A 25,806-nucleotide genomic window follows, 5' to 3' on the forward strand; every position below is an offset into this window, starting at 1 on the left:
CGCGACGGAGGACTGCGCATGGCCCTGGACGCCGACGTCATCGTCATCGGAGCAGGACTCGCCGGACTCGCCGCCACCGCCGAACTCGCCGACGCCGGACGGAAGGTGATCCTGCTCGACCAGGAACCCGCGGCCTCGCTCGGCGGCCAGGCGCACTGGTCCTTCGGCGGCCTCTTCCTCGTCGACTCGCCCGAGCAGCGCCGGATGCGGATCCGCGACTCGCACGCCCTCGCCTGGCAGGACTGGCTCGGCACGGCCGGCTTCGACCGGCCCGAGGACGCCTGGCCGCGCCGCTGGGCCGAGGCCTACGTCGACTTCGCGGCCGGTGAGAAGCGCTCCTGGCTGTACGGCATGGGCGTGCGGTTCTTCCCCGTCGTCGGCTGGGCCGAGCGCGGCGGCCTGCTCGCCGACGGCCCCGGCAACTCGGTGCCCCGCTTCCACATCACCTGGGGCACCGGGCCGGGACTGCTGGAGCCCTTCGTCCGCCGGGTCCGGGCCGCCGCCGCCCGCGGGTTGGTCGACCTGCGCTTCCGCCACCGGGTCACCGGCCTGGGCGCCACCGCGGGCGTCACCGACACCGTCACCGGCGAGGTCCTGGTGCCCAGCCCGGCGGCCCGCGGCGAGGCCAGCTCACGCGAGACCGCCGGACGGTTCGAACTGCGCGCCCAGGCCGTGATCGTGACCTCCGGCGGCATCGGCGGCAACCACGACCTGGTCCGCAAGGCCTGGCCCGCCCGGCTCGGCACCCCGCCCGCCAAGCTGCTCTCCGGCGTGCCCGCGCACGTCGACGGGCTGATGCTCGGCATAGCCGGCGACGCCGGCGCCAGCCTGGTCAACGGCGACCGGATGTGGCACTACACCGAGGGCATCGAGAACTGGGACCCGATCTGGGCCCGGCACGGCATCCGCATCCTGCCCGGCCCGTCCTCGCTCTGGCTGGACGCGCGCGGCAACCGCCTGCCCGTCCCGCTGTTCCCCGGCTTCGACACCCTCGGCACGCTCGACCACATCATGTCCACCGGGTACGAGCACACCTGGTTCGTGCTCAACCAGCGCATCATCGAGAAGGAGTTCACCCTCTCCGGCTCCGAGCAGAACCCCGACCTGACCGGCAAGTCCGTCCGCGGTGTCCTCGGCCGCGCGCTGCCCGGCGCCCCCGGTCCGGTCCGGGGCCACCTGCGGCACGGGCCCGACTTCGTCGTCGCGAGCACCCTCGCCGACCTCGCCCGCGGCATGAACGCCAAGACCCGCGAGGCGCTGATCGACCCCGACGGGCTGCGCCGCGCCGTCGAGGACCGCGACCGGCAGCTGACCAACCCGTTCTCCAAGGACCTCCAGGTCACCGCCATCCACGGCGCCCGCCGCTACCTCGGCGACAAGCTGATCCGGGTGGCCCCGCCGCACCGCATCCTCGATCCGGCCGCCGCCCCGCTGATCGCCGTCCGGCTCAACATCCTCACCCGCAAGTCCCTCGGCGGTCTGGAGACCGACCTCTCCTCCCGCGTCCTGCGCCCCGACGGCGAGCCGCTCCCGGGCGTCTACGCCGCCGGCGAGGCGGCCGGTTTCGGTGGCGGAGGCGTCCACGGCTACCGCTCCCTGGAGGGCACCTTCCTCGGCGGCTGCCTCTTCTCCGGCCGCACGGCGGGCCGCGCGGCCGCGCAGGCGGTGACGTAGCGCCTGTCTCACCGTTCGCGCGCGGCGGGAATGGTGGGACAAGCCCCGAGGGGGCGCCGGTCACTGCTCGTCGGTGAGGCCCAGGCGCAGGTGTTCGACGTGGTACACGGCCTGGTCGAGGAGGGCGGCCACGTGGTCGTCGTGCAGGGAGTAGACCACCGAGCGGCCGCGGCGTTCGCCGACGACCAGGCCGAGGTTGCGCAGCAGTCGCAGCTGGTGGGAGCAGGCGGACTGCTCCATGCCCACGGCGTCGGCGAGTTCGGTGGCGGCGCGCGGGCCCTCGCGCAGTGCGGCCAGGATCAGCAGCCGGGAGGGGGTGGCCAGGGCCTGGAGGGTGGTCGCGACCTTGGCCGCGTTGGAGGCGTCCAGGCGCATCCGCGGTACGGCTTTCTCGGTGGTCGCGTGTCCCATGAGGGCATCCTACGGACCGGTGTTCGCCCCCGGCACCCTGCGGGGGGCCGTGGGCCGGCGGGTAGGCTGCGCGTGCAGCCAGCGTCCGTGACCAGGGGGAGTACCAGAGCCGATGAGCCGCCGAGACCGGGACCGCAAGCAGGCCGCCGCCTCCCCGGTGACCGTCACCGTCTGCCGCGGCTGCTGTTGCGGCACCGAGGCGAAGCACCCGGGGGTGGACCACGCGGGGCAGTACGAGCGGCTGCGGGCGGCGGTCGGTACGGCGGGCCGGGTCCGTGCGGTCAAGTGCCTGGACGTGTGCACCCAGTCCAACGTGGTGGTGGTCGGCCCGTCCGGGGAGGGCCGGGCGGCGGGCGGCCGTCCGGTGTGGCTGGGCTTCGTGCTGGCGGACGACATGATCGACGAGATAGCCGCCTGGGTGCACGCGGGCGGTCCCGGTCTCGCCGACCCGCCCGGTCTGCTCGACCTCCAGCTGATCTCGGTGTCCCGCCGGGTCCGCGAGGGCCTGTCGGAGTAGCGGGTCCGTCGAGTAGCGGGCCCGCCGGAGCGCAGGCCCGCCGGCGGAGCGGCCGCGCGGGCGGAGCTGATCCGTCCTCATCGCCGCTTCCGCGCAAGCGGGTTGGTCGGACCGGCGGCCGATGGAGATCCGGTGGACGCCGCCCGCGGCGACCCCACTACCATGACCGATGGCTGCCAGCGGTTCCGCCCAGGGAGGACGACGATGACGACGGTCTGCCGTATCTGCGCGGGCACCGGCCGGACCGCCGGTCTCAGCTGCCGGACCTGCCAGGGCACCGGCACCACCGAGGTGGGCGGCGGGGGCGGCAACTGCTTCCTCTGCGACGGCACCGGGGTGTACGTCCGCTACCGGGTGGACGCGACCGGCGCCAAGCACGCCTACCGGGACGAGATCTGTCGCACCTGCGACGGCACCGGCAACCGGGCCGCCACCACCTGGGACGAGCCGTCCGGCTGAGTGCCCTGGCGCCCCGGAGTCGACGGGGGTTCAGATCGCCCGTCGGGCCGGGGCCATGATCCGGGGTCGGTCCGGCGCGAGCACCTCCTTTACCTGATCATGGTCGAACATTGGTGTTCGAGTGAACGGCACGCTGCGGCCCGTTCACCGCGCGTCCGTGTGCGGTCAACGCGCCACTGGAAGAGTCCCGCGCATGGATATCCCTCACATGGGCGTGCCGGCCAAGCTCGCCGACCGCATGAGCATGGCCGAGCAGCACGAGTACCTGCGGGCCCGCTTCTCCCGCCGCCGGATGCTGCGCGCCGGCGCGGTGACCGTGGGCGCCGTCGCCGTCGGCGGCGCGCTGGGTGGTGGAACGGCCTTCGCCGCGCCGGCGAGCCCGCAGCTGCTGACCGGTGCCACGACGGCCGGCGTCGACGGTTCGATGGTCGCGCCGATCGGGCGCCACCTCCAGTTCGGCCCCGAGCCGGACACCCAGTTCCGTGTCTCCTGGCAGGTCCCGGCCCCGGTCAAGAAGCCGTTCCTGCGCTTCGGCAAGACCCCGTGGGAGCTGAGCCACAAGGTCCAGGCCGAGGTCCGCGCCCTGCACACCCCGGCGCTGACCCCGAACAGCCAGCCGGTGGACCAGTACTACCTGCACGTGGCGCTGGAGGACCTGCACCCCGACACCACGTACTACTACGGTGTCGGCCACGAGGGCTTCGACCCGGCCTCGCAGCAGCAGATCTCCACCCTGCACACCTTCCGCACCGCGCCCTCCCGCGACCACCGCTGGGGCAAGGTCTACGAGCCGTTCACCTTCACCGCCTTCGGCGACCAGGGCGTCAGCTCGCACGCGGCCGGCAACGACCACGTCATCCTGGCCCAGAACCCGTCCTTCCACCTGCACGCGGGCGACATCTGCTACGCCGACCCGGCCGGCTCCGGCACGGACCCGGACAAGTCCGTGTACAACGCCCGGACCTGGGACGACTTCCTGGTCCAGACCGAGACGGTCGCGGCCACCGTGCCGTGGATGGTCGCCTACGGCAACCACGACATCGAGGCCTGGTACTCGCCCAACGGGTACGGCGGCGAGAACACCCGCTTCTTCCTCCCGGACAACGGCCCGGACCCGCGCAAGGTCCCCGGCGTCTACACCTTCCGCTACAAGAACGTCGGCGTCATCTCCCTCGACGCCAACGACGTCTCCTACGAGATCCCGGCCAACCTGGGCCTCTCGGCGAACAAGCAGACCAAGTGGCTGGAGCGCACCCTCAAGGACCTGCGCAACGACGAGACCATCGACTTCGTCGTGGTCTTCTTCCACCACTGCGCCTTCTCCACCACCGTCGCGCACGCCTCCGAGGGCGGTGTCCGCGAGGCCTGGGTGCCGCTGTTCGAGAAGTTCCGGGTCGACCTGGTCATCAACGGCCACAACCACATCTACGAGCGCACCGACGCGATCCTCGGCAACAAGGTCTCGAAGCAGGTGCCGAGCGGCGCCACCATCGAGCCGGCGAAGGACGGCGTGGTCTACGTGACCGCGGGCGCGGCCGGCCGCAGCCTGTACAAGTTCGACGTGCCGGACACCTACGAGGGGCACGAGAACCACCAGGACGAGGTGAACACCTACTACTGGGGCAAGGGCAGGGTGAAGGTCCCCGAGACCATCCAGTGGTCGCGGGTGCGCTACACCGGCTACTCCTTCATCAAGGTCGACGTCACCCCGGCCCACCTGGGCCAGAAGTCGTCCATGAAGGTCACCGCGCTGGCCGAGGACGGCACGCAGATCGACAACTACACCATCCTGCGCAAGGTCGGCGAGGGTTGGGACTCCGACCACGACGACGACGGCCAGGGCGGTGGCTGGGGCTGGTAGTCCCCGCACCGGTCCCGGTGGCGCCTGAACCGGCCTACGAGGCCCCGGCGTTGAGCGGTCCGCCGCTCAGCGCCGGGGTCCGTACATGATCACCGCGACCCCGGCCAGGCAGATCAGCGCGCCCACCACGTCGTACCGGGTCGGCCGGAAGCCGTCCACGACCACGCCCCACAGCAGCGACCCGGCCACGAACACGCCGCCGTACGCGGCCAGCACCCGGCCGAAGTGGCTGTCCGGCTGCAGTGCCGCGACGAAGCCGTACCCGCCGAGCACCACCACCCCCACCCCGGCCAGCCACCACGGCCGCTGCTCGCGCACGCTCTGCCAGATCAGCCAGCAGCCGCCGATCTCGGCGAGGGCGGCGAGCGCGAACAGGGCGACGGAACGCAGGACGGTCATGACCGGTCAGCCTAGGTGCTGCCGAGGTCAGGCTAGCTCTGGCGGTAGGTGGCCAGGAAGCGGCCGATGCGGTTGATGGCCGTCTCCAGGTCGTCGGCGCGGGGGAGGGTGACGAAGCGGAAGTGGTCCGGGCGGGGCCAGTTGAAGCCGGTGCCCTGGACGACGTGGATCTTCTCGCGGAGCAGCAGGTCCAGGACGAACTGCTCGTCGTCGACGATCCGGTGGACCGCCGGGTCGAGCCTGGCGAAGGCGTACAGGGCGCCCTTGGGCTTCACGCAGCTGACGCCGGGGATCTCGTTGAGGGCCTTGAAGGCGACGTCCCGCTGCTCGGTGAGCCGGCCGCCGGGCAGCACCAGGTCGTTGATGGACTGGTGGCCGCCGAGCGCGGCCTGGACGGCGAACTGGGCGGGCACGTTGGGGCACAGGCGCATGCCGGAGAGCATGGTCAGGCCCTCCAGGTAGTCGGTGGCGTGCTGCTTGGGCCCGGAGACGACCAGCCAGCCGCTGCGGAAGCCGGCCACCCGGTAGGCCTTGGACAGGCCGTTGAAGGTGAGGGTGAGGACGTCGTCGGCGAGGGCGGCGAGGCAGTGGTGCTCGGTGTCGTCGTAGAGGATCTTGTCGTAGATCTCGTCGGCCAGGACCATCAGGTGGTGGCGGCGGGCGAGGTCGAGGATGCCCTCCAGCAGTTCCCTGGGGTAGACCGCGCCGGTGGGGTTGTTGGGGTTGATGACGACGATGGCCTTGGTGCGGGCGGTGATCTTGGCGGCGATGTCGTCGAGGTCCGGGTACCACTCCGCCTGCTCGTCGCACAGGTAGTGCACGGCCTTGCCGCCGGCCAGCCGGACCACGGCCGTCCACAACGGGTAGTCCGGCATCGGGACGAGCACCTCGTCGCCGTCGTCGACGAGCGCGGTGACGGCCATCTGGATCAGCTCGGAGACGCCGTTGCCGAGGTAGACGTCGTTGACGCCGACCCCGTTCACGCCGCGCTGCTGGTAGTACTGCACCACCGCGCGGCGGGCCGGCAGGATGCCGCGCGAGTCGCTGTAGCCGTGTGCCTTGGGCAGGTTGCGGATGATGTCCTGGATGATCTCCTCCGGCGCCTCGAAGCCGAACGGGGCCGGGTTGCCGGTGTTGAGCCGCAGCACGCTGTGCCCGGCCTCCTCCAGCGCGTTGGCCTGGTCGACCACCGGGCCGCGGATCTCGTAGCACACGTCATTCAGCTTGCTGGACTGTCGAAACTCCATCTGCGGCCTCCGGACCGTCACCACCCGCATCATTGCTGTTGCTTTGTTCTACCAAGTTGACACTTGGAAAGTCCAACCTTTTGGCTATGCTGATCCACATGTCACGCCGAAGCTACGACCAGTACTGCGCCGTCGCCCGCGCCCTGGACGCGGTGGGGGAGCGCTGGAGCCTCCTGATCGTCCGTGAACTCCTCGGCGGCCCGCGCCGCTACACCGACCTGCACGCCGACCTGCCCGGCGTCTCCACCGACATCCTCGCCGCCCGGCTCAAGCAGTTGGAGGGCGACGGCCTGGCCCTGCGCCGCCGGCTCGAACGGCCCGCCAACGCCACGGTCTACGAGCTCACCGAGCGCGGCCGCGAACTGCGCCCGGTGATCGAGGCGCTGGGGGAGTGGGGCCTGCCCGCCCTCGGCGAACAACGGCCCACCGACGCCGTCCGCGAGCACTGGTTCACCCCCCGGAAGACGGACGACGAGGCGGCCGTCGCGGGGTGAGCGCCGGGGCCCCGGACGGCACCCGCACCGGCCGCGCGTACCATCGTCGGGCCACGGAGCAATCGGAGGAGAGCGGAGACCGCCCGTGCCCACCACCTACCGCAGTTACGTCGCCGTCGGGGACTCCTTCACCGAGGGCATGGGCGACGACCGGCTGCCCGACGGCCACTACCGCGGCTGGGCGGACCGGGTCGCCGACGTGCTCGCCGAGGAGGTCCGGGGTCAGGTCCACGGCGGGGAGGCTCCCGGGTTCCGCTACGCCAACCTCGCCGTCCGCGGCAAGCTCATCGGCCAGATCCACGACGAGCAGCTCGCCGCCGCCACCGCGATGGGCGCCGACCTCGTCACCCTCGCCGGCGGCCTCAACGACGTGCTGCGCCCCGGCTGCGACATCGCCCGGGTCGAGCGGCTGCTCGGCCGCTGCGCCGGCGGGCTGCGCGCCACCGGCGCCACCGTCGTGCTGTTCACCAGCACCGACCCCACCCGGCGGATGGCGGGCAGCTCCCGGCTGCTGCCGGCCATCCTGCGGATGAAGGCCTTCGTGCACGAGCTCGGCCAGGACGAGGGCGTCGCCGTCGTCGACCTGTTCTCCGCCCCCTGCTTCGACGACCGCCGGCTCTGGGCCGAGGACCGCCTGCACCTGTCGCCCGAGGGCCACCGCCGGGTCGCCGAAGGGGTGCTGGAGGCGCTCGGCCGCCCCGCCGCCTTCGACTGGCGCGCCCCGCTGCCGCCCGCCGCCCCGCGCGGCCGGGCCGAACGGCTGCGCGCCGACGCCCGCTGGCTGGGTGGCCACCTCGGCCCGTGGATCGGCCGCCGGCTCACCGGGCGCTCCTCCGGTGACGGCCGGCCGCCGAAGCGGGCCGAGCTGCTGCCCTACCGCTGATCCGCCTCCGGGCGGTCGCTCTCCGGGCGGTCCGTCTTCGGGTGCTCCGTCTCGGGGTGGTCCGTCTCGGGGTGGTCCGCCGTCGGCTCGAAGGCCAGGCTCGCCATCGGGGAACGGGTGGCCCAGCCGAGCGAGGTGTAGAGCGCCTGGCCGTCCGGGGTGGCGACCAGCACGCCGGTGTCGGCGCCCGCCTCCCGTGCGGCGTGCTGCAGCGTCCGCATCACCAGGGAGCCCAGGCCCCGGCGCTGGTGCTCGGGCGCGGTCAGGATCTGGTCCGGGACGGCCACGGTGCCGGCCAGGCCCGCCTGGCCCCGTGCGGCCAGGTGCCCGGCGTCGGTGCGGACCAGCGTCCGGACGACCCCGCCCCGGCTCCAGGTGGTCACGGTGTAGCCGGCCGGCGTCTCGGGCCGCTCGGCGGCCAGCGAGGCGCTCATCAGGTACCCCGGGAGGTCCAGTCGCCACTGCGGGCCCAGCCAGGACCGGGCGACGGCGTCCTCGGTGAACAGCTTCAGCCAGGTGCCCGGCGCGGTGGTGGTCTCGGCGATCTTGCGGACGTCCGCCTCGGTCGCTTCGGGCAGGACGTGCCGGGCGACGTGGCCGACCGCGCCGACGTCGATCGTCCAGCCCCAGGGCTCGTCCACCGGCTCGGCCGCGCCGCGCGAGACGGTCCAGCCGGCGATCCACATCCGGACGAGCTCGTTGATGCTCGGGTCCTGCACTCCAGCCCCCGTGTGTAATAGGTCCAATGCTGATTGGCACCTTACCGGTGGCGGGCCGGAGGCGGCCAGCGGAAAGGCGGGACGCACCGGCCCGGCACAGTAGGCTTGGCGGGTTCGACGCGCCGGACCGGACGGTGCCCCGATGGTGGAAGGACCACACGACGTGAGCGAGACCGAGTCGCCGCAGCACCCCACGGCGGCTCAGCCGACCGCACTGCGCTCCGACTGCGGCAGCTGCTTCGGCCTCTGCTGCGTCGCCCTGCCGTTCGCCGCCGGCGCCGACTTCGCCGTCGGCAAGGCCGCCGGCAGCCCGTGCCGCAACCTGCAGACCGACTTCACCTGCGGCATCCACGAACGGCTCCGCGACCAGGGCTTCCCGGGCTGCACCGTCTACGACTGCTTCGGCGCCGGGCAGCGCGTCTCCCAGATCACCTACGGCGGCCGCAGCTGGCGCGAGGAACCGGCCGACGCCAAGCCCATGCACGACGTCTTCCCGGTGGTGCGGCAGCTCCACGAACTGCTCTGGTACCTCACCGAGGCGCTCGGCTACGCCCCCGCCCGCCCGGTCCACGCCGAACTGCGGCAGGCCCTGGAGCAGACCGACCGGCTCGCCGGCGGTACCCCCGAGGAGATCCTCGCCGTCGACGTCCCCGCTCACCGGCAGCGCGTCAGCGACCTGCTGCTGCGCGCCAGCGAACTCGTCCGCGCCGCCGTTCCCCGCCGCCGCGAACACCGCGGCGCCGACCTCTTCGGGGCCCGCCTGCGCGGCGCCGACCTGCGCGGGGCCAACCTGCGCGGCGCCCTCCTCGTCGCCGCGGACCTGACCGGCGCCGACCTGCGCCTCGCCGACCTCGTCGGCGCCGACCTGCGCGATGCCAACCTCGCCGGCGCCGACCTCACCGAGGCCCTCTTCCTCACCCAGGCCCAGCTGAACGCCGCCCGCGGCGACGCCACCACCCGCCTGCCCGCCACCCTCGCCCGCCCCACCCACTGGCCCGCCACGGCCCCCGCCCCGACGGCCGCCCCCACCGGCGCCCGCGCCCCTCGCAAGCCGCACGCGGCCGGCAAGCCGCGCCCCGGCGGCAAGGGCCGGCGGCGCTAGCACGGGCCTGACGCGCCCTGGAAAAGGGCTTGCCCGGCAGTGCGGCGCGGTTGGTACAAAGGGGCATGGACGACGAGACCCTCAGCCCGATCGACCGGATGCTCGCCGAACGCGCCTGCGAGCGGATCGTCGTGGACTTCATCCACCGCCTCGACCTCGGGGAGCCGGGTTCGGTGGCCGAGCTGTTCACGCCCGACGGCGTCTGGTCCTGGCCGCACGGCGACCGCCGGGTCGAGGGCCGGGAGGCCCTGCGGGCGTACTTCGCGTCCCGGCCGGCGGACCGGCTCTCCCGTCGCCTGATGACGAACATCCTGGTCACGGTGGAGTCCGCGACGACGGCCCGCGCGGTCTCCTACCTGACCACGTACCGGGTCGACGGGTACGCCGGCGGGATGATCGAGCCCCGCCTCCCGGCCAACGTCGGCCACTACGAGGACACCTTCCGCGCGGTCGACGGCAGCTGGCTCCTCGCGACCCGCACCGTCTTCCTCCCCTTCGGCGCCGACACGGCACGCCTCCCCGCCGCCGGCTAGGGCGTGTCTGACAATGCGCGTCGCACGCCCGGCGGGAATTGTCAGACACGCCCCAGAGCCTGTCCTCAAACCCTCGACGCCGGCCCGCGCCGGAAGTCGGCCCGGCCGACTTCCGGCGCGGCGCGGGGTCAGGCGGTGAGCAGCCGGGCCCGGAGGGCGGCCAGCTGGTCGCGGTCGACGCCGAGGGTGCCGGTGACGTAGCCCTCGACCGAGCCGTAGCGGGTGGCGAGGTCGGCGAGGGCGAGGCGGATGACCGTCTCCGGGGCGCGTCCGTAGCCGGGCCAGCGGAGGGTGCGACCGGGGTGGGCGGCGTGCCACTCGGCGATGAAGTGCGGGGTGGCCAGTTCGGTGAGGGCGAAGTCGGCGGCGATGTCGTCCTCGTGGACACCGAGCAGGGTGAGGACGAGGGCGGCGACGAGCCCGGTGCGGTCCTTGCCGGACGCGCAGTGGAAGGCCAGCGGCTCCTCGGCGGCGGTGATCACGTCCAGGGCCTCGCGGATCTCCTTCACCCCGTCCTCGGCGACCTCGGCGAAGCGGTCGGCGAGGTAGCGCCAGGGGTCGACGTCCGGGTCGATCTCGGCCTGGTCGTACGGGCGGTGCTCGATCGAGAGGTTGTGGTAGGCCAGCCCGTCGAAGTCGGGTACCCGGCCCTTGGCGGCGATCTCCCAGGGGTAACGGAGGTCGATCACGGTGCGGACGCCGAGGGCCTGGAGCCGGTCGAGGCCGGCGGGCGAGGTGATCTTGCCGAGCGAGTCGGAGCGGTAGAGCAGGCCCCAGCGGACGGACCTGCCGTCGGCGGCGGGATAGCCGCCCAGGTCGCGGAAGTTGTGCAGCCGTTCGAACGTGAGGTGACGCGTTGTCATGCGCTGCACTCTAGCCAGCGGCGCCTTCGTGCCCGGTGCCGCCGTATCCGGCGCCGAGGAGGCGGAAGGCGCGGTCGGCGTTGCTGACGGCCTCGGTGTGGAGTTCGTCGGCGGTCCGGCCGTCGTCCCGGATCCGGTGCCAGTTGTGCTCGGCGAGGACGCGTTGGGTGGCGGTGACCTGGGCGGCGAGCAGGGGGGCGGTGAGGTGTCGGGGCGGGGCCAGGTCGGGGGCCTCGCGCAGCGCCCGGGCGAGGGACTCCTCGGCCCGGGCGAGGTATTCGGCGCCCCGGGCGGTCAGGCTGGGGGTCGCGTGGATCAGGGCGCCGAAGGCCAGGACCTCCGGATGGTCGTTGAGCCCGGTGATGGGGTCGCGCCGGGCGAGCCCGTCGAGGAAGTCCCGGTGCAGCGCGGCGAGCACCGGTTCGCCGACCGCCCGGCCGCGGACGACGTCGGCGGCCTGCTCCTGGTGGTCGGCGAACCGGTGGACGACCAGGTCCTCCTTGGTGGGGAAGTAGCTGAACAGGGTCGGCTTCGACACCTCGGCGGCGGCCGCGACGTCCGCCACCGAGACCCTGTCGAAGCCGTGTTCCAGGAAGAGCGTGATGGCGGCCTCGGAGATCGCCCGCCGCGTCCGCTCCTTCTTCCGTTCCCGCAGTCCGCTCATGGGGTCAGGCTAACAGCGGCCTTGCCCGGGGCAGGTTCCTGACCCGGTATTACTTCAGCACCCTGCCCCTGCCCCGACCCCCGGCCCCACCGCTCGGCTCACGAACTCAGCGAGTCCAGGATGCGGCGGATCGACTCCACCACCGGGGCGCCGGCGGCGGCCAGGGCGGCGACACCGGAGATGTTGCGCAGGGCGCGCCGCAGGGTCGAGGGCGGGGTGGTGTGCCCGTCGCTGATGGCCTCCAGCGACTCGTCCAGTACCGCACGGTCCTCGGCCGGCACCTGGTCGCGCAACTGGCGTACGGCGGCGACGAGTTCGCGCATCGCGGCCTGGGGGTCGGCCGGGCCCTGGTGCTTGATGATGCCGATGTTGTGGTCCCCGTGCTGGGTGACCGAGTCCCCGAAGTGGATACCGCCGCTCACACGCTCGCCCTCTTTCCGGTGTTGTGGTCGCCGTACTGGTTGATCTGGTCGCCGATGTGGACGTTCTCCACCTGGATCGCGAACTCGGCCTGCGGGTTGTCGATCGCCTCCATGATCAGCTGGATCAGGTTGCCGACCTGCTGGGCGTCGTAGCTGACCACCGCCGTGTTCGAGGAGCTGGAGGTCTCGATGATCAGCTGGTACACCGTCCGCATCCGCAGCTGCTTGACCAGCCGGTAGCCGAAGGCCAGGAGCAGCGCGAGCACCACCAGACCGAGCACGTTCTTGGTGGTGGTCTGACTCGCGCCGTTCCCGAGCAGCGCACCGAGCACGGCGGCGGCCACCAGCAGGCCGATCACCTGCCGGACGAACCTGATGATCACCCGCGAGCGCTTGGGCGGCAGCAGCTTGAACTGCCGTGCCCGGGCGATGTTGTGGAGGGGATACGCGTCGCCGCCCACCCACAGCACCCGTCGGCTGACCCTGACGTCGATCACATTGCTTCTGTGTGCCAATTCCCGTCCCCCTACCCGTAGTGGCGGGGAGAACCATAGCAATGGCCGCCGACGGCGCGGCTCGGAGCACCGGAGCCCGGGTACCGGCCGGTCAGACGCTGCGGTCGGCGAGCACCTCGCGGACGACGTGGCGAGCGTTCGCGGTGAGGCCCGGGTTGGTGTGGCGGTAGTAGGGGATCGTCACCAGCGCGATGGAGAACGCCCAGGCGCGGCCGCGGCCCCACATGGCGTCGTCCGCGCCGAGTGCGGCGCGGAAGGCGGGACGGGCGGCGGCGGGCAGCAGGTTCCAGGCGACGATCAGGTCGGCGGTGGGGTCGCCGACGCCCATGAGGCCGAAGTCGATGACGGCGCCGAGCCGTCCGGCCCGGTCGAGCAGGAGGTTGCCGGGGGTGAGGTCGCCGTGCATCCAGGTGGGCGCGCCGGCGTACTCGGGCAGGCGCAGCGCCTTGTCCCACAGGGCGGTCGCGGCCTCGGCGTCGATCGCCCCGGCGAGTTGGGCGATGGCCGCGCGGGTGGAGCCGTCGCGGGAGGCGAGCGGGGCGCTGCGGTGGGCGGCCGGGCCGCCGGCCGGGTTGACGGCGCGCAGGGCGTTGACGAAGGCGGCCAGGTCGCGGGCGAGCGCGCCCGGTGCGGCGACTGCGCCGGCGGTCGGGTTCACGCCGTCGAACCAGCGGAGCACCGACCACTCCCAGGGGTAGCCGGCGGCGGGCCGGCCGACCGCGAGCGGTGCGGGTATCGGCAGCGGAAGTCGGGGCGCCAGCCGGGGCAGCCACTGCTTCTCGCGGCGGACGTCCCCGGCCGCCCATTCCACCCGGGGGAGGCGGACGGCGAGGTCGGGTCCGAGGCGGAACATCGCGTTGTCCGTCCCGGTGGAGGCGACCGGCGTGACCGGACGGCCGACCCAGTCCGGGAACTGGGCGGAGATCAACCGCCGCACCAGGGCCGCGTCGATGACCAGTTCGTCGGGGTGCATCCGGGTGGCAGCGCACATGCCCGGCAGCGTACAGCGCGGATCGCCGCCCTTCAGCAGCTTTCCCGAACCCGTCCTTCCGCGGCCCGGATCCCGACGCGCGCTCGACGCGCGCCTGTTGGGCGCCGCCGGGAGGGATCAGCCCAGGGTGACCCGCACGCCGATCGTCCCGCCCCTGCCGAAGCGCAGCACGTTCGCGGTGAGCGCGATCGCGCACAGCGGCCCGTACTTGCGGCGCAGCAGCTTCCGGTAGGCGGGCGCGCGGTCGGGGTCGAGGGCGGCGGTGGCCGGGACCTGCTCGCCGAGCAGGTTGCCGCGGATGTCGCTCGGCCCGACCAGCACGTCGGAGCGGTTGCGCAGCCGCTTGACCTTGCCGGTGCGGGTGACGGTGGTGAAGACCAGCGCGTCGCCGTCGCGCGCCACCCAGACCGGGGTCGGCACGGGGGTGCCGTTCCTGCGGTGGGTGGTGAACAGCAGGTACTTGGCGGCGGCGAGTGCGTCCAGCCGGGCGGAGACGTCCGGTGAGCCGGGGGCGTTCAGCGCGGGGGAGGCGTCGAGCGGGCGGGAGGTGTCCATGCGGGTCAGCGTAGGAAGGCCCAACGGGGGCCTGCTTGAGTTCGGTTGGGGCCGAGGGCCTGTCCGGCCGATCTTGCCGGGCCCGCGACGCCGGGCATCCCGACTGGACGCACGCCCGAATCGCCCAAGTACGTCCAGTACGAGGACGATCCGGGCGCACGCCCAGACGGGCGCCCAACGCCGCGGGCTGATCCGACAAGATCCGCCGGACAGGCCCTAGGGCCGCGGTCGCCACGCCCGGGTGCCCCGGGTGCGGCCGGGAGCTGTCCCCGGCACCTGCCAGAATGCAGGGCGTACGGCGAACGCACTGAAGGAGAAGGTGACCGGCTTCGTGACCACGCCAGTCGAACAGGTGGCCCGGCAGGCCCAGCAGGCGATCGAGCGCAAGATCGCCGAGGAGCTGGGTGTCCGCGAGGGGCAGGTGAAGGCGGCCGTCGATCTGCTCGACGGCGGCTCGACCGTCCCCTTCGTGGCCCGCTACCGCAAGGAGGTCACCGGTTCCCTCGACGACGCCCAGCTGCGCGCCCTGGAGGAGCGGCTGCGCTACCTGCGCGAGTTGGAGGAGCGCCGGGCGGCCGTCCTGGAGTCGATCGCGGCCCAGGGCAAGCTGGACGACGCGCTGCGGGCGCAGGTGCTGGCCGCCGACTCCAAGGCCCGGCTGGAGGACATCTACCTGCCGTTCAAACCGAAGCGGCGCACCAAGGCGCAGATCGCCCGCGAGGCCGGCCTGGAGCCGCTCGCCGACACCCTGCTCGCCGACCCCTCCCAGGACCCGGCCGCGCTCGCCGCCCGGTACCTGAACGAGTCGGTCGCGGACCAGGCCGCCGCCCTGGAGGGCGCCCGGGCGATCCTGGTCGAGCGCTTCGGCGAGGACGCCGACCTGGTCGGCTCGCTGCGCGAGCGGATGTGGACCCGCGGCCGTCTGGTCGCCACCGTGCGCGACGGCAAGGAGCAGGACGGCGCCAAGTTCGCCGACTACTTCGACTTCTCCGAGCCGTACACCCGGCTCCCCTCGCACCGCATCCTGGCGATGCTGCGCGGCGAGAAGGAGGAGGTGCTGGACCTCGACCTCTCGCCCTACGACGGCGAGGAGGGCGACCTGCCCGGCGAGAACGACTACGAGCGGCGGATCGCGGCGCGCTTCGGCATCGCCGACCACGGCCGCCCGGCCGACAAGTGGCTCGGCGACACCGTCCGTTGGGCCTGGCGCACCCGGGTCCTGGTCCGGCTCGGCATCGACCTGCGGGCCCGGCTGCGGGCCGAGGCCGAGGACGAGGCGGTGCGGGTGTTCGCCGCCAACCTGCGCGACCTGCTGCTGGCCGCCCCGGCGGGCACCCGCGCCACCATGGGCCTGGACCCGGGCTTCCGGACCGGTGTGAAGGTCGCGGTGGTGGACGCCACCGGCAAGGTCGTCGCGTACGACACGATCTACCCGCACCAGCCGGCCAACAAGTGGGACGCCGCGCTCGCCACCCTGGCCGCGCTGGCGAGGAAGCACGACGTCGACCTGGTCGCGATCGGCAACGGCACCGCCTCCCGGGAGACCGACAAGCTCGCCGAGGACCTGCTCAAGCGCCACCCCGAGCTGAAGCTCACCAAGGCGATGGTCAGCGAGGCCGGCGCCTCGGTCTACTCGGCCTCCGCGTTCGCCTCGCAGGAGCTGCCGGAGCTGGACGTGTCGATCCGCGGCGCGGTCTCCATCGCCCGCCGCCTGCAGGACCCGCTGGCCGAACTGGTCAAGATCGACCCGAAGTCGATCGGGGTCGGCCAGTACCAGCACGACCTGAGCGAGGTGAAGCTCTCCCGCTCGCTGGACGCGGTGGTCGAGGACTGCGTCAACGCCGTCGGCGTGGACGTCAACACCGCCTCGGCGCCGCTGCTCACCCGGGTCTCCGGCATCACCGGCACGCTCGCCGACAACATCGTGTCCCACCGCGACGCCAACGGGCCGTTCCGCACCCGCAGGCAGCTCAAGGACGTCGCCCGGCTCGGCCCGAAGGCCTTCGAGCAGTGCGCGGGCTTCCTGCGCATCCCCGGCGGCGACGACCCGCTGGACGCCTCCAGCGTGCACCCCGAGGCGTACCCGGTGGTGCGCCGGATCCTCGCCTCGACCGGCGGGGAGCTGCGCGAGCTGATCGGCAACGGCGAACGGCTGCGCGCCCTGCGCCCGGGCGACTTCGCGGACGACGTCTTCGGTATCCCGACCGTCACCGACATCCTCGGCGAGCTGGACAAGCCGGGCCGCGACCCGCGTCCGGCGTTCCGCACCGCGACCTTCAAGGAGGGCGTCGACAAGATCGGCGACCTGGAGGTCGGCATGGTGCTGGAGGGCGTGGTCACCAACGTCGCCGCGTTCGGCGCCTTCGTCGACGTGGGCGTCCACCAGGACGGGCTGGTGCACGTCTCGGCGCTGTCGCGGAACTTCGTCAAGGACCCGCGTGAGGTGGTCAAGCCGGGCGACATCGTGAAGGTCCGGGTCGTCTCGGTGGACGTGCCGCGCAAGCGGATCGGGCTGACCCTGCGGCTGGACGACGAGGTCGGCCGCGAGCGGGGCGGTGACCGGGGTGACCGGGGTGCCGAGCGGGGCGGCGACCGGGGCCGGGGCGGCGAGCGCCAGGCCCGCCCGCCGCGCCAGGACCGGCGGGGCGGCCAGGACCGAGGTGGCCAGGACCGGGGCGGGCAGGACCGGCGCGGTCAGGGCGGCGGTGCTCCGGTGGCGAACAGCGCCATGGCGGACGCGCTGCGCCGGGCGGGCCTGACCGGCGGCGACGGCGGTTCGGGGGACCGGCGCTCCGGGCGGCGCTGAGCACGGGGAGGCACGCGGACGGCGGGGCCGGTGGGCGGTGTGCGCCACCGGCCCCGCCCGCTCCGCCGTTCAGGCCAGGAGCTTGTCCTTGGCCTTCTGGTACTCCTCCTCGGAGATGGAGCCGTTGGCCTTGAGGTCCGCCAGCCTGGCCAGGTCGTCGACGTGGCTGCCCGGGCGGCCTTCCGGTGTGTCGGCGGCCGCGTCCCGGACGTAGGCCTTGAACGCGGCCTCGCTCTGCCGGACCTGCGCGATGTCCCGCTCGCTCATCCCCCTGCCGCGGGCGATGAGGTAGACGAGCACGCCGATCAGCGGGAGCAGGATCACCAGGACCAGCCAGCCGGCCTTGCCCCAGCCGCCCAGGTCATGGCTGCGGAAGATGTCCGTGATGATCTTGAACAGCAGGAAGAACCAGAGGATCCAGAGGAACAGCTCCAGCATCGTCCAGAAGATGTTGAGCATGGGGTAGTCCACGGCCAGCATGTTGGTATCCATGGCCGAGTCATATCACTGCAAAACGGACATTGCTCTCTGCTGTTCGGCTGTTCCAGTGGTCTTCCGGCCCGGCGGGAATATCTCGGACGGGGAGAGGTCAGCCCTGCCCGGCCCGCCGCCTGAGCTCCACGGCCAGTCCGATCAGCTCGCCCCACCAGGCGTCGTGCCCGGCCAGCAGCAGCCGCTGCGCCTCGTCCGCCGGCACCGCCCGTACCTCGACCACCTGCTCGCCGTCCGCCGGGTTGGTCGGCGTCGAGTCCACCGCGACCTCCGCCCAGCCCCACAGCCAGGCCTTCTCCGGGTGCGGCTGCCACGGCCGGTACGGCGTCGGGTCGTCCGTGCGGCAGCGGTGCGCGCCGAGCCAGTCCGGCGTGCCGAGCAGTCGGGCGCCCGCCTCCTCGCGCAGCTCGCGGGCCAGGCAGGCGGCGATGCTCTCGTCCCGCTCCCGGGTGCCGCCGGGCAGGAACCAGTGGTTCCGGTCGTCCCGGCAGAGGACCACCAGGCCGTCCGCGAAGCCCACCAGGTGGATGTTGGTCACCAGCTCGTCCGGCGGCAGCACGGTCGAGAACAGCGCGTCGTACCTGCCCCAGGTCCAGTACTGCGGCGCGTGCAACGCCGGGAAGAGCGCGGCGAGTTCGGCGGCTCTGCCAGAGGCGTCGGAGCCGTCGGCGGTGCCGGAGGCGTCGCTCCGGTGTGTGGTGTCGGTCATTCGGTGATCGTAGTGCCGGCCGGGAAACGGCGGGGGACGGTCGGATGGACGAGGGCGATGTCCGAGGTGGAGATGGCGCGGGGCCGGCGGCGGGCGGCCTCGACCGGCGCCCCCACCCAACTCCCCAGTGCGATCTCGGCGGTGATGCCCGGTCCGAAACCGGCGATCAGGCCGGGCGTGCCGTCGGTCACGCCGCCGTCGGCGAACAACCGGGCGAGGGCGTCGAAGACGACGGCGCTGGCGATGTTGCCGCGCTCGGCGAGCGTGGCACGGCTGTACCGGAAGGTGGCCGGCTCCAGGTTGAGGAAGTGGCAGAGGTCGTCGAGGATGCGCGGGCCGCCGGCGTGCACGATGTAGAAGCCCAGTCCGGAGACGTCCCAGCCGTGTTCGCCGGCCAGGCCGCGCAGCGCCGGGGCGAGCATCTCCATGGTGCCGGGCACCCGTTTGTCCAGTTGGAAGTGGAAGCCGGTGTCCCTGACCCCGTAGGAGATCCAGTTCTCGGTGTCCGGGACGAGGTGCGAGCCGTTGCGTTCGAGGTGCACGCCGGTGCCGCCGTGTCCGCGCACCACCACGGCGGCGACGGCGTCCCCGAACAGGCCGTTGGAGAGCAGCGAGCCGATGCCGAGGTCGGCCGGCTGGTAGCAGAGCGAGCAGAACTCGCAGGACACGATGAGCACGTTGGCGCCCGGGTAGGCGCGGCAGAAGTCGTGCGCGCGGTTGACGGCGGCGCCGCCGGCCGCGCAGCCGAGCTGGGCGATCGGCATCTGGCGGGTGTCGGAGCGAAAGCCCAGGGCGTTGATCAGCCAGGCGGTCATCGACGGCATCATGAAGCCCGTGCAGGACACGTAGATGATCAGGTCGATGTCCCGGGCGGCCAACTCGGCGTGGCCCAGGGCCCGTTCGACCACCTCGGGGACGCGGAGCTTGGCCTCCCGCTCGTAGACCGCGTTGCGGACCGTGAAGCCCGGGTGGGTGAGCGTCTGCTCGATCGGCTGGACCAGGTGCCTGGTCCGCACCCCGGTGTTCTCGATCAGCCGTAGGGCGAGGCCGAGTTGCGGGTGGCCGGCGTGCAGGGAGCGGGCCAGGTCGAGGGTCTGGTCGAGGGTGATGACGTGTTCGGGTACGGCGATGGCAGGGCAGCAGAGTGTTGCCATGGTGCGGGTCTCCCCCCTGGGTGGCCCGGGCAGGCGGGCCGGTGAGCGGCCTGGGCAGGCGGTCTACGGATGCGTCGGTCGGGCGCCGCGCGGGCGGCGCCGGGGGAGGTCACCAGGCGAGCGGCAGGGTGCGCGGGTAGCGCCAGATCGAGCCGGTGTGCCAGTCCAGTTCGGACGGCGGGACGGCCAGCCGCAGGCCGGGGAAGCGCCGCAGCAGGGTGCCGATGGCGACCTGGAGCTCCATCCGGGCCAGGTGTGCGCCGAGGCAGTGGTGCTGGCCGTGGCCGAAGGTCATGTGGGTGGGGGCGCCGCGGTCGAGGTCCAGCTCGTCGGGGCGCTCGTACACCGCCGGATCGCGGTTGGCGGCGAGGTAGGAGACGTGGACGGCCTCGCCGGCCCGGATCGGCACGCCGCCCAGCTCGACGTCCTCGGTGGCGACCCGGGCGATGCCGACACCCTGGCGGAACGGGATGAAGCGCAGCAGCTCCTCCAGTCCGCGCGGCAGCAGTTCGGGCTGGGCACGGAGTTTGGCGAGCTGCTCGGGGTGGGTGAGCAGGGTGTAGGTGATGTTGCTGAGCTGGTAGGTGCTGGTGTCGTGGCCGGTGACCAGCAGGACCATCGCCATGACGGCCAACTCCTGGTCGTCCAGCAGTTCGTCGCCGTCGCGGGCGGTGGCGAGGGCGCTGACGAGGTCCTCGCCCGGGTGCGCGCGGCGGGCGGCGGTCAGCTCGGTGAAGTAGCCGCGCAGCGCGGCCTTGGCGGTCTCCTGGCCGGCCCGGCTGCCGGGACCCATCGCCATCATGGCGACGGCGTGGCCGCGCAGTTCGGCGCGGTCCTGCTCGGGGATGTCCAGCAGCTCGCAGATGGTGGTGAGCGGGAGCCGGCCGGAGAGGAAGTGCACCAGGTCGGCGGGGGAGCCGTGTTCGGCCATCTCGTCGAGGTAGCCGTCGACGATCCGCTGGGTGGTCGGGCGCATCCGCTCGACCTGGCGGTTGGTGAAGCCCTGGGCGACGAGGCGGCGCAGCCGGTTGTGGGCCGGCGGGTCCATCAGGTTGATCGCCTCGGCCTGGGCGATCGGGGCGGGCGTCATCCGGGGCAGGTCGCGCCCGATGCCGGCGGCGCGGCTGAACCGCCGGTCGGTGGTGACCACGCGGACGTCCTCGTAGCGGGTGGCCAGCCAGGCCTCGCCCTCGCCGTGCGGCAGGCGGATCCTGGCGATCGGGGCCTCGGTGAGCAGCCGCTTGAGGAGCGGGTCGAACTCCAGGCCGTCGGTGTGGTTGAAGGGGCAGTCCCACACGGGGGCGGAGGAAGTCACGGGCCTATCCAGATGTCTTGGTAATGCCGCCCGAATGGCTTCTTTCGTTCGGGCTCGGACCTAAAGATGTTCCCCCATGGACTGGCAAAAATGTGAATCGGATGGGGAGTTAGCTCTAACGAGTTAGATAGATGATTGTCGTGCGAAACAAGGAAGTTGAGTCGGGGAGTGGAGCCAGGGGGTGGGGAACGGTTGTCGGGTCGGGTTACGGCTGCCGGCCCCCCGGCGCGACCAACCCGGTCTCGTACGCGAGGACGACCGCCTGCGCCCGGTCGCGCAGGTCGAGCTTGGCGAAGATCCGGGCGACGTGCGTCTTCACCGTCGACTCGCTGAGGGTCAGTTCGGCCGCCAACTCGGCGTTGGACAGCCCGCGTCCGAGCAGCGCCAGCACCTCCGCCTCGCGCGGCGTGAGCGGGGCGAGGTCGCGGTGCAGGGCCGGGCCGTCGGCGCCGGGGGCGGGACGCGGTGCGCCGGCGGCGAAGCGCTCGACCAGGCGCCGGGTGATCGAGGGGGCGAGCAGGGCGTCCCCGGTGTCGACCAGGCGGACGGCGGCGGCGAGGTGGGCGGAGGTGACGTCCTTGAGCAGGAAGCCGCTGGCCCCGGCGGCGAGCGCGGCGTAGACGTAGTGGTCGAGGTCGAAGGTGGTCAGCATGATCACCCGGCAGCCGGGCACCCGGGCGAGGATCCGGCGGGCGGCCTCCAGGCCGTCCATGCCGGGCATCCGGATGTCCAGCAGCGCGACGTCGGGCCGGTGCGCGACCGCCGCGGCCACCGCCTCGGCGCCGTCGCCGGCCTCGGCGACCACGTCGATGCCGCGCGCGGTGAGGATCATCCGGAAGCCGGTGCGGACCAGCTCCTGGTCGTCGGCGATCACCACCCTCGGGCGGCGCCGCTCGTCGGGTTCCCTCGTCGGGTCTTCCACGGTCTCCTCCGTCACGGCCGGTCCAGCGGGATGCGGGCGCGGACCCGGTAGCCGCCGCCGAGGCGGCGCCGGGCGTCGAGGTCGCCGCCGTACACGGCGACCCGCTCGCGCAGGCCGAGCAGCCCGCGCCCGGCGCCGTCGGGCTTGCGGTCGGTCGCGGCCGGGGCGCCGGCCAGCACGCTCGGCCCGCTGTTCAGCACCTCCACCCGCAGGTAGTGGTCCGCGTACCGCACCGTCACCTCGGCCGTCACCCCGTCCCCGTGCTTGAGCGCGTTGGTCAGCGCCTCCTGGATGATCCGGTACGCCGTCACGTCGACGCCGCCGGGCAGCGGTCTCGGCTCGCCCGAGATCCGCACCTCCACCGGCAGTCCGGCGAAGGCGAACCGGTCGATCAGCGGGCTGAGCCGGCTCAGGCTGGGCTGCGGCGCGAAGTCGTCCGCCGCCGGCTCCTCGCGGCCGTCCGCGGCGGGGGCGAGCAGCCCGAGCAGGTGCCGCAGCTCGGTCATCGTGTCGCGCCCGGCGGCCTCGACGGCGCTCATCGCCGCCGCCGCCTCCTCGGGCATGGTGGCGAGCACCTCGCGCGCGGCCCCGGCCTGGACCACCATCAGGCTCACGTTGTGGCTGACGATGTCGTGCAACTCGGCCGCGATGCGCGCCCGTTCGGCGTCCACGGCGGTACGGGCGGCGCTCTCCCGCTCCCGTTCCAGTAGCCAGCCGCGCTCGCCGATGGCCGCCCGGTGCTGTCTGCGCGCCCGGGCGAGCGCGATGCCCAGCCAGCCGGCCGCCGTGCCCGCCGTACCCGCCACCGCGACGGTGGCCCACTCCAACCCCGTTCCCCACACGCCGACAGCCTCCCAGGCCGGCGAGTGATCCACATCATCCGGGGGTGCCGCCCGGGTACATCCCGGGGACTACGGCCACCTGCGGTTACACCCGGGGTGGGACGCCCGGCCCGGCCGGCCGCGCCTACCGTCGTCCACCATGAGCAACGACCACGACGGGACCACCCGGCAGGACGACGCGCAGGTCGTCGTCGAGCTGTCCGGGGTGCACAAGGAGTTCGGCGACGCCAAGGCGCTCGACGGACTCGACCTGCGGATCAGGGCGGGCGAGGCGGTCGCCGTGATGGGCCCCTCCGGCTGCGGCAAGTCCACCCTGCTGAACATGGTGGCCGGGCTGGACCGGCCCACCTCCGGCACCGTCCGGGTGCAGGGGCAGGACCTCGGGCAGCTGAACGAGACCGGGCTGGCCCTGTTCCGCCGCCGCCACGTCGGCATGATCTTCCAGTTCTTCAACCTGATCGACGACCTCCCGGCCCTCGACAACGTCGCCCTGGCCGCCCAGCTGACCGGCACCACCGCCAAGCAGGCGCGCCGCCGGGCACTCGAGCTGCTGGACGAACTCGGCGTCGCGCACCGCAAGGACGTCTACCCGGCCGCGCTCAGCGGCGGCGAGCGCCAGCGGGTCGCGGTGGCCCGGGCCCTGATGAACCGCCCGGCGCTGCTGCTCGCGGACGAGCCGACCGGCGCGCTGGACAGCCGCTCGGGGGAGCAGGTGATGGACCTGCTGCTCGACCTCAACCAGATCGGGCAGACCCTGCTGATCGTCACCCACGACCCCAACCTGGCCACCCGCTGCGCCAGCCGGCTGGTCGAGGTCGCGGACGGCCGGGTGGCGCGCGAGCGGATGCTGGAGGCGCAGTCGTGACCGGCGCCGTGTGGCGGGCCTCCCGGGCGGCCGTGAAGCGCCGCCGGGTGCAGACCATCGTGATCGGCCTGGTCGTCTTCTGCTCCACCGCGACGGTGCTGCTCGCGCTGGCGGTGATCAGCGCCGCCCGGGCCCCGTTCGACACCGCCTTCGAGGCCGAGCACGGCGCGCACGTCAGCGCCCTCTTCGACCCGGCCAAGGCCTCGGCGGAGCAACTGGCCGCCACCGCCCACCGGCCGGGCGTCGAGGCGGCCGCCGGGCCGTTTGACCAGGCCGTGGTGGAGATCCCCACCGACTGGGTCGGCCGCCCGCCCGGACCGCTGACCCTGGTCGGCCGGGTCGACCAGGGCGGTCCGGTGGACCAGGTGCGACTGCTGGCCGGCCGCTGGGCCACCGCGCCCGGCGAGGTGGTCATCAACAACCCGGGCGGGGGCGCCGGGGCGTGGAACCTCGGCTATCAGCTCATCACCAGCACGGGGCTGAAGCTCACGGTCGTCGGCTTCGCGACCGACATGAGCCAGTCCTCCGGCGGTTGGGTCACCCCCGCGCAGGCGGCCGCCCTGCACCCCACCTCCCGGCAGATGCTCTACCGCTTCACCGACGCGGCCACCGAGCAGCAGCTCACCGCCTCGCTCGGCACCGCCACCGAGGGCCTGCCCAAGGACGCCGTCGCCAGCGCGCAGTCGTACCTGGTGCTCAAGCAGGCCTTCTCGGCGGGCGCCGACGCCTACCTGCCGCTGATGACGGTCTTCGGCGTGCTCGGTCTGGTCGTCGCCGCGCTGATCGTCGGCAACGTGGTGAGCGGCGCGGTGGTCTCCGGCTACCGGCACATCGGCGTGCTGAAGTCGATCGGCTTCACCCCGCGCCAGGTGGTCACGGTCTACCTGACCATGGTCTCGGTGCCCGCGGTCGTCGGCACCGTCCTCGGGACGGCGGCCGGCTGGGCGGCGGCCTACCCGATCCTCCTGACCGCCTTCAGCGGGATCTCGACCGGCGCCGCCGTGATCGAGCCGGCCGGCTGGCTGCCCGCCGCCACCCTGCTCAGCGTCCCGCTGCTGGTCGCCCTCGCCGCGCTCGTCCCCGCCTCGCGCGCCCACCGGCTCTCCGCCGCCCAGGCCATCTCGGCCGGCAGCGCGCCGCGCGCCGGGCGTGGGCTGAAGGTCCAGCGCTGGCTGAGCGGCACCCGGCTGCCGCGCGCCGTCAGCCTCGGCCTCGGCCAGCCCTTCGCCCGCCCGGCCCGCACCGCGCTGACCATGGCGGCGATCGTGCTCGGGGTGGTCACCGTGACCGTGACCACCGGCCTGAGCAGCACCCTGGCCAAGACCATGGCCCAAGTCGACGGCAAGACCCACATCGATGTGCAGACCAGCCACTTCGCGGACAAGAAGATCGAGCCCCGGCTGACCCCGGAGCAGACCGAGGCGATGCTGCACGCCACCCCCGGTGCCGAGCGGGTCTCCGTCCGCGGACTGGTTCGGATCGGCATCGTGGGACAGCCCCAGCTCGTCTTCGCCAACTTCTACGGCGGCGACGCCATGGTCGACCACCGGCGGCTCGACGTGGTCGAGGGCCGCCCGGCGACCGGGCTGAACGAGGTCGAGGCCGGGCCGGCCTTCCTCGACCAGCACGGGGTCAAGCTCGGTGACCGGCTCACCCTGGTCCTGGACGGCCGGCAGACCACCGTCACCGTCGTCGGCGAGGAGATCCAGGGCAACGCCAACTCGATCTCCTCCAACGACGCCACCAGGGCCCTGCTCACCCCCGACCCGCACGTGGTCGAGTACGACGTGCGGCTCGCCGACGGCGCCGACGCCGAGGCGTACCAGAAGGCGGTCACGGCCGCCGACCCGAGCCTCTCGCCCTCGATCGTCACGGCGAGTTCGACCGGGCCCGTCGTCGCGATCCAGACCTTCAGTACGACCTTCAGCGTCCTGCTGTCGGCGGTCGCCGCGCTCGGCGTCTTCAACACCCTGCTGCTCACCATCCGCGAGCGTCGCCGCGACCTCGGCATGCTGAAGTCGATCGGGATGACGCCCCGGCAGGTCGTCGCGATGACGGTCACCTCGGTGGCCTGGCAGGGCGTGGTCAGCGGGATCATCGGCATCCCGGTCGGGATGGTGGCGCACCGGCTGATCGCCGAGAACGTCCGGATCATCCACTTCCCGGAGGCGACAAAGGATGTCTGGGGCGCCCCGCTGCTGACCGGCCTCGCGCTGGCGGGTGTCGCGATCGCCGTCCTCGGCGCCCTCGTCCCGGCCCGCTCGGCGGCTCGGCTGCCGATCGCCGAGGTGCTGCACAACGAGTAGCCGACTGCGGGCTGGTGCGGCCGGGTGGTGCCACCGCCGGGCCGCACCGGTGTGTCCGGTGTCGTACCTCGTGCCGTGCCCGGTGC

Annotated in this window: 26 protein-coding genes and 1 pseudogene; 11 read left to right on the forward strand and 16 right to left on the reverse strand. The window is 73.1% G+C overall.

Annotation, left to right across the window (positions count from 1 at the left end; translation table 11 throughout):
• The first annotated feature begins 18 nt into the window (after window positions 1–18).
• Window positions 19–1,674 carry an FAD-binding dehydrogenase gene (locus ACIO5E_RS03280; RefSeq protein WP_400663043.1) on the forward strand — a complete coding sequence of 552 codons (1,656 nt, stop codon included), beginning with the start codon at window positions 19–21 and terminating at the stop codon, window positions 1,672–1,674.
• A gap of 60 nt (window positions 1,675–1,734) precedes the next feature.
• Here ACIO5E_RS03280 and ACIO5E_RS03285 read toward each other — a convergent pair whose 3' ends face one another.
• Window positions 1,735–2,085, reverse strand: coding sequence for a metalloregulator ArsR/SmtB family transcription factor (locus ACIO5E_RS03285; RefSeq protein ID WP_280674245.1), 351 nt, complete (start codon window positions 2,083–2,085; stop codon window positions 1,735–1,737).
• 112 nt (window positions 2,086–2,197) lie between these two features.
• Between ACIO5E_RS03285 and ACIO5E_RS03290 the strand changes: the two genes are divergently transcribed.
• From ACIO5E_RS03290 to ACIO5E_RS03300, 3 genes are all read left to right on the forward strand, one after another.
• A complete protein-coding gene (locus ACIO5E_RS03290; RefSeq protein WP_280674244.1) occupies window positions 2,198–2,602 on the forward strand; it encodes a (2Fe-2S) ferredoxin domain-containing protein in 405 nt (134 codons plus the stop codon).
• Window positions 2,603–2,806: 204 nt separating this feature from the next.
• Entirely contained in the window at window positions 2,807–3,061 is a 255-nt protein-coding gene (locus ACIO5E_RS03295) for a hypothetical protein (protein WP_400663047.1), read from the forward strand.
• A gap of 193 nt (window positions 3,062–3,254) precedes the next feature.
• Window positions 3,255–4,922 carry a purple acid phosphatase family protein gene (locus ACIO5E_RS03300; protein WP_400663050.1) on the forward strand — a complete coding sequence of 556 codons (1,668 nt, stop codon included), beginning with the start codon at window positions 3,255–3,257 and terminating at the stop codon, window positions 4,920–4,922.
• Between the two features lie 66 nt (window positions 4,923–4,988).
• Here the strand turns inward: ACIO5E_RS03300 and ACIO5E_RS03305 are convergent, their stop codons facing one another.
• Window positions 4,989–5,321, reverse strand: a complete 333-nt coding sequence (locus ACIO5E_RS03305; protein WP_400663052.1) for a YnfA family protein — start codon at window positions 5,319–5,321, stop codon at window positions 4,989–4,991.
• A gap of 32 nt (window positions 5,322–5,353) precedes the next feature.
• Complete coding sequence (locus ACIO5E_RS03310) at window positions 5,354–6,568, reverse strand: pyridoxal phosphate-dependent aminotransferase (RefSeq protein ID WP_400663055.1); 1,215 nt, start codon at window positions 6,566–6,568, stop codon at window positions 5,354–5,356.
• Between the two features lie 98 nt (window positions 6,569–6,666).
• On the opposite strand from ACIO5E_RS03310, the pseudogene ACIO5E_RS03315 reads away from it, so the two are divergent.
• Together ACIO5E_RS03315 and ACIO5E_RS03320 are read left to right on the forward strand one after the other, a co-directional pair.
• Window positions 6,667–7,020 (forward strand): annotated as a pseudogene (locus ACIO5E_RS03315) (winged helix-turn-helix transcriptional regulator); the annotation flags it as partial.
• Window positions 7,021–7,201: 181 nt separating this feature from the next.
• Window positions 7,202–7,945, forward strand: a complete 744-nt coding sequence (locus tag ACIO5E_RS03320; protein ID WP_400663442.1) for an SGNH/GDSL hydrolase family protein — start codon at window positions 7,202–7,204, stop codon at window positions 7,943–7,945.
• On the opposite strand, the gene ACIO5E_RS03325 is transcribed toward ACIO5E_RS03320, so the two are convergent.
• A complete protein-coding gene (locus ACIO5E_RS03325) occupies window positions 7,936–8,664 on the reverse strand; it encodes a GNAT family N-acetyltransferase (protein WP_400663058.1) in 729 nt (242 codons plus the stop codon). The genes ACIO5E_RS03320 and ACIO5E_RS03325 overlap by 10 nt on opposite strands.
• Before the next feature lie 163 nt (window positions 8,665–8,827).
• Here ACIO5E_RS03325 and ACIO5E_RS03330 point away from each other — a divergent pair, with 163 nt between their 5' ends.
• Both ACIO5E_RS03330 and ACIO5E_RS03335 read left to right on the forward strand, forming a co-directional pair.
• Complete coding sequence (locus ACIO5E_RS03330) at window positions 8,828–9,766, forward strand: pentapeptide repeat-containing protein (protein ID WP_400663060.1); 939 nt, start codon at window positions 8,828–8,830, stop codon at window positions 9,764–9,766.
• A gap of 65 nt (window positions 9,767–9,831) precedes the next feature.
• Window positions 9,832–10,299: a nuclear transport factor 2 family protein gene (locus ACIO5E_RS03335; protein ID WP_400663063.1), complete on the forward strand. Its 468-nt coding sequence runs from the start codon at window positions 9,832–9,834 to the stop codon at window positions 10,297–10,299.
• Between the two features lie 128 nt (window positions 10,300–10,427).
• On the opposite strand, the gene ACIO5E_RS03340 is transcribed toward ACIO5E_RS03335, so the two are convergent.
• The 6 genes from ACIO5E_RS03340 to ACIO5E_RS03365 all read right to left on the reverse strand — a co-directional run bounded on the left by ACIO5E_RS03340 (window position 10,428) and on the right by ACIO5E_RS03365 (window position 14,309).
• Window positions 10,428–11,162, reverse strand: a complete 735-nt coding sequence (locus ACIO5E_RS03340; RefSeq protein ID WP_400663066.1) for a tyrosine-protein phosphatase — start codon at window positions 11,160–11,162, stop codon at window positions 10,428–10,430.
• Window positions 11,163–11,172: 10 nt separating this feature from the next.
• The gene (locus tag ACIO5E_RS03345) at window positions 11,173–11,826 is read right to left on the reverse strand and encodes a TetR family transcriptional regulator (protein WP_400663069.1); all 654 of its coding nucleotides are present in this window, start codon (window positions 11,824–11,826) and stop codon (window positions 11,173–11,175) included.
• Window positions 11,827–11,924: 98 nt separating this feature from the next.
• Window positions 11,925–12,248, reverse strand: a complete 324-nt coding sequence (locus tag ACIO5E_RS03350; RefSeq protein WP_400663072.1) for a hypothetical protein — start codon at window positions 12,246–12,248, stop codon at window positions 11,925–11,927.
• Window positions 12,245–12,745: a DUF6232 family protein gene (locus tag ACIO5E_RS03355; protein ID WP_400663075.1), complete on the reverse strand. Its 501-nt coding sequence runs from the start codon at window positions 12,743–12,745 to the stop codon at window positions 12,245–12,247. The genes ACIO5E_RS03350 and ACIO5E_RS03355 overlap by 4 nt, the downstream gene beginning before the upstream one ends.
• Before the next feature lie 109 nt (window positions 12,746–12,854).
• Window positions 12,855–13,754, reverse strand: a complete 900-nt coding sequence (locus ACIO5E_RS03360; protein WP_400663078.1) for an aminoglycoside phosphotransferase family protein — start codon at window positions 13,752–13,754, stop codon at window positions 12,855–12,857.
• A 117-nt stretch (window positions 13,755–13,871) separates the two neighbouring features.
• Entirely contained in the window at window positions 13,872–14,309 is a 438-nt protein-coding gene (locus ACIO5E_RS03365; protein WP_400663081.1) for a PPOX class F420-dependent oxidoreductase, read from the reverse strand.
• A 331-nt stretch (window positions 14,310–14,640) separates the two neighbouring features.
• On the opposite strand from ACIO5E_RS03365, the gene ACIO5E_RS03370 reads away from it, so the two are divergent.
• The gene (locus tag ACIO5E_RS03370) at window positions 14,641–17,115 is read left to right on the forward strand and encodes a Tex family protein (protein ID WP_400663085.1); all 2,475 of its coding nucleotides are present in this window, start codon (window positions 14,641–14,643) and stop codon (window positions 17,113–17,115) included.
• A gap of 69 nt (window positions 17,116–17,184) precedes the next feature.
• On the opposite strand, the gene ACIO5E_RS03375 is transcribed toward ACIO5E_RS03370, so the two are convergent.
• The 6 genes from ACIO5E_RS03375 to ACIO5E_RS03400 all read right to left on the reverse strand — a co-directional run bounded on the left by ACIO5E_RS03375 (window position 17,185) and on the right by ACIO5E_RS03400 (window position 22,534).
• A complete protein-coding gene (locus ACIO5E_RS03375) occupies window positions 17,185–17,607 on the reverse strand; it encodes an SHOCT domain-containing protein (RefSeq protein ID WP_400663088.1) in 423 nt (140 codons plus the stop codon).
• Window positions 17,608–17,704: 97 nt separating this feature from the next.
• Window positions 17,705–18,316, reverse strand: coding sequence for an NUDIX hydrolase (locus ACIO5E_RS03380; RefSeq protein ID WP_400663091.1), 612 nt, complete (start codon window positions 18,314–18,316; stop codon window positions 17,705–17,707).
• Window positions 18,313–19,470 carry a type III polyketide synthase gene (locus tag ACIO5E_RS03385; RefSeq protein ID WP_400663094.1) on the reverse strand — a complete coding sequence of 386 codons (1,158 nt, stop codon included), beginning with the start codon at window positions 19,468–19,470 and terminating at the stop codon, window positions 18,313–18,315. Before ACIO5E_RS03385 ends, ACIO5E_RS03380 begins: the two co-directional genes overlap by 4 nt.
• Window positions 19,471–19,579: 109 nt before the next feature.
• Window positions 19,580–20,785 carry a cytochrome P450 gene (locus ACIO5E_RS03390; protein WP_400663098.1) on the reverse strand — a complete coding sequence of 402 codons (1,206 nt, stop codon included), beginning with the start codon at window positions 20,783–20,785 and terminating at the stop codon, window positions 19,580–19,582.
• 205 nt (window positions 20,786–20,990) lie between these two features.
• Window positions 20,991–21,707 (reverse strand): response regulator, encoded by a 717-nt coding sequence (locus tag ACIO5E_RS03395; protein WP_400663101.1) that lies wholly within the window; start codon window positions 21,705–21,707, stop codon window positions 20,991–20,993.
• Window positions 21,708–21,718: 11 nt separating this feature from the next.
• Window positions 21,719–22,534 carry a sensor histidine kinase gene (locus ACIO5E_RS03400; protein ID WP_400663104.1) on the reverse strand — a complete coding sequence of 272 codons (816 nt, stop codon included), beginning with the start codon at window positions 22,532–22,534 and terminating at the stop codon, window positions 21,719–21,721.
• Between the two features lie 154 nt (window positions 22,535–22,688).
• Between ACIO5E_RS03400 and ACIO5E_RS03405 the strand changes: the two genes are divergently transcribed.
• Window positions 22,689–23,414 (forward strand): ABC transporter ATP-binding protein, encoded by a 726-nt coding sequence (locus tag ACIO5E_RS03405; protein WP_400663107.1) that lies wholly within the window; start codon window positions 22,689–22,691, stop codon window positions 23,412–23,414.
• Entirely contained in the window at window positions 23,411–25,720 is a 2,310-nt protein-coding gene (locus ACIO5E_RS03410; protein WP_400663110.1) for an ABC transporter permease, read from the forward strand. Before ACIO5E_RS03405 ends, ACIO5E_RS03410 begins: the two co-directional genes overlap by 4 nt.
• The last annotated feature ends 86 nt before the right edge of the window (window positions 25,721–25,806 follow it).

This window comes from Kitasatospora sp. NPDC087314 (assembly GCF_044744365.1).
Lineage (GTDB): Bacteria > Actinomycetota > Actinomycetes > Streptomycetales > Streptomycetaceae > Kitasatospora.

Bases quoted from the DNA above. Each gene is read 5' to 3' on its own strand.
- ACIO5E_RS03340 (WP_400663066.1), bottom strand. From the start codon at position 11,162: ATGACAACGCGTCACCTCACGTTCGAACGGCTGCACAACTTCCGCGAC.
- ACIO5E_RS03295 (WP_400663047.1), top strand. From the start codon at position 2,807: ATGACGACGGTCTGCCGTATCTGCGCGGGCACCGGCCGGACCGCCGGT.
- ACIO5E_RS03285 (WP_280674245.1), bottom strand. From the start codon at position 2,085: ATGGGACACGCGACCACCGAGAAAGCCGTACCGCGGATGCGCCTGGAC.
- ACIO5E_RS03375 (WP_400663088.1), bottom strand. From the start codon at position 17,607: ATGGATACCAACATGCTGGCCGTGGACTACCCCATGCTCAACATCTTC.
- ACIO5E_RS03365 (WP_400663081.1), bottom strand. From the start codon at position 14,309: ATGGACACCTCCCGCCCGCTCGACGCCTCCCCCGCGCTGAACGCCCCC.
- ACIO5E_RS03380 (WP_400663091.1), bottom strand. From the start codon at position 18,316: ATGACCGACACCACACACCGGAGCGACGCCTCCGGCACCGCCGACGGC.
- ACIO5E_RS03290 (WP_280674244.1), top strand. From the start codon at position 2,198: ATGAGCCGCCGAGACCGGGACCGCAAGCAGGCCGCCGCCTCCCCGGTG.
- ACIO5E_RS03305 (WP_400663052.1), bottom strand. From the start codon at position 5,321: ATGACCGTCCTGCGTTCCGTCGCCCTGTTCGCGCTCGCCGCCCTCGCC.
- ACIO5E_RS03385 (WP_400663094.1), bottom strand. From the start codon at position 19,470: ATGGCAACACTCTGCTGCCCTGCCATCGCCGTACCCGAACACGTCATC.
- ACIO5E_RS03335 (WP_400663063.1), top strand. From the start codon at position 9,832: ATGGACGACGAGACCCTCAGCCCGATCGACCGGATGCTCGCCGAACGC.
- ACIO5E_RS03300 (WP_400663050.1), top strand. From the start codon at position 3,255: ATGGATATCCCTCACATGGGCGTGCCGGCCAAGCTCGCCGACCGCATG.
- ACIO5E_RS03280 (WP_400663043.1), top strand. From the start codon at position 19: ATGGCCCTGGACGCCGACGTCATCGTCATCGGAGCAGGACTCGCCGGA.
- ACIO5E_RS03310 (WP_400663055.1), bottom strand. From the start codon at position 6,568: ATGGAGTTTCGACAGTCCAGCAAGCTGAATGACGTGTGCTACGAGATC.
- ACIO5E_RS03320 (WP_400663442.1), top strand. From the start codon at position 7,202: ATGGGCGACGACCGGCTGCCCGACGGCCACTACCGCGGCTGGGCGGAC.
- ACIO5E_RS03360 (WP_400663078.1), bottom strand. From the start codon at position 13,754: ATGTGCGCTGCCACCCGGATGCACCCCGACGAACTGGTCATCGACGCG.
- ACIO5E_RS03345 (WP_400663069.1), bottom strand. From the start codon at position 11,826: ATGAGCGGACTGCGGGAACGGAAGAAGGAGCGGACGCGGCGGGCGATC.
- ACIO5E_RS03405 (WP_400663107.1), top strand. From the start codon at position 22,689: ATGAGCAACGACCACGACGGGACCACCCGGCAGGACGACGCGCAGGTC.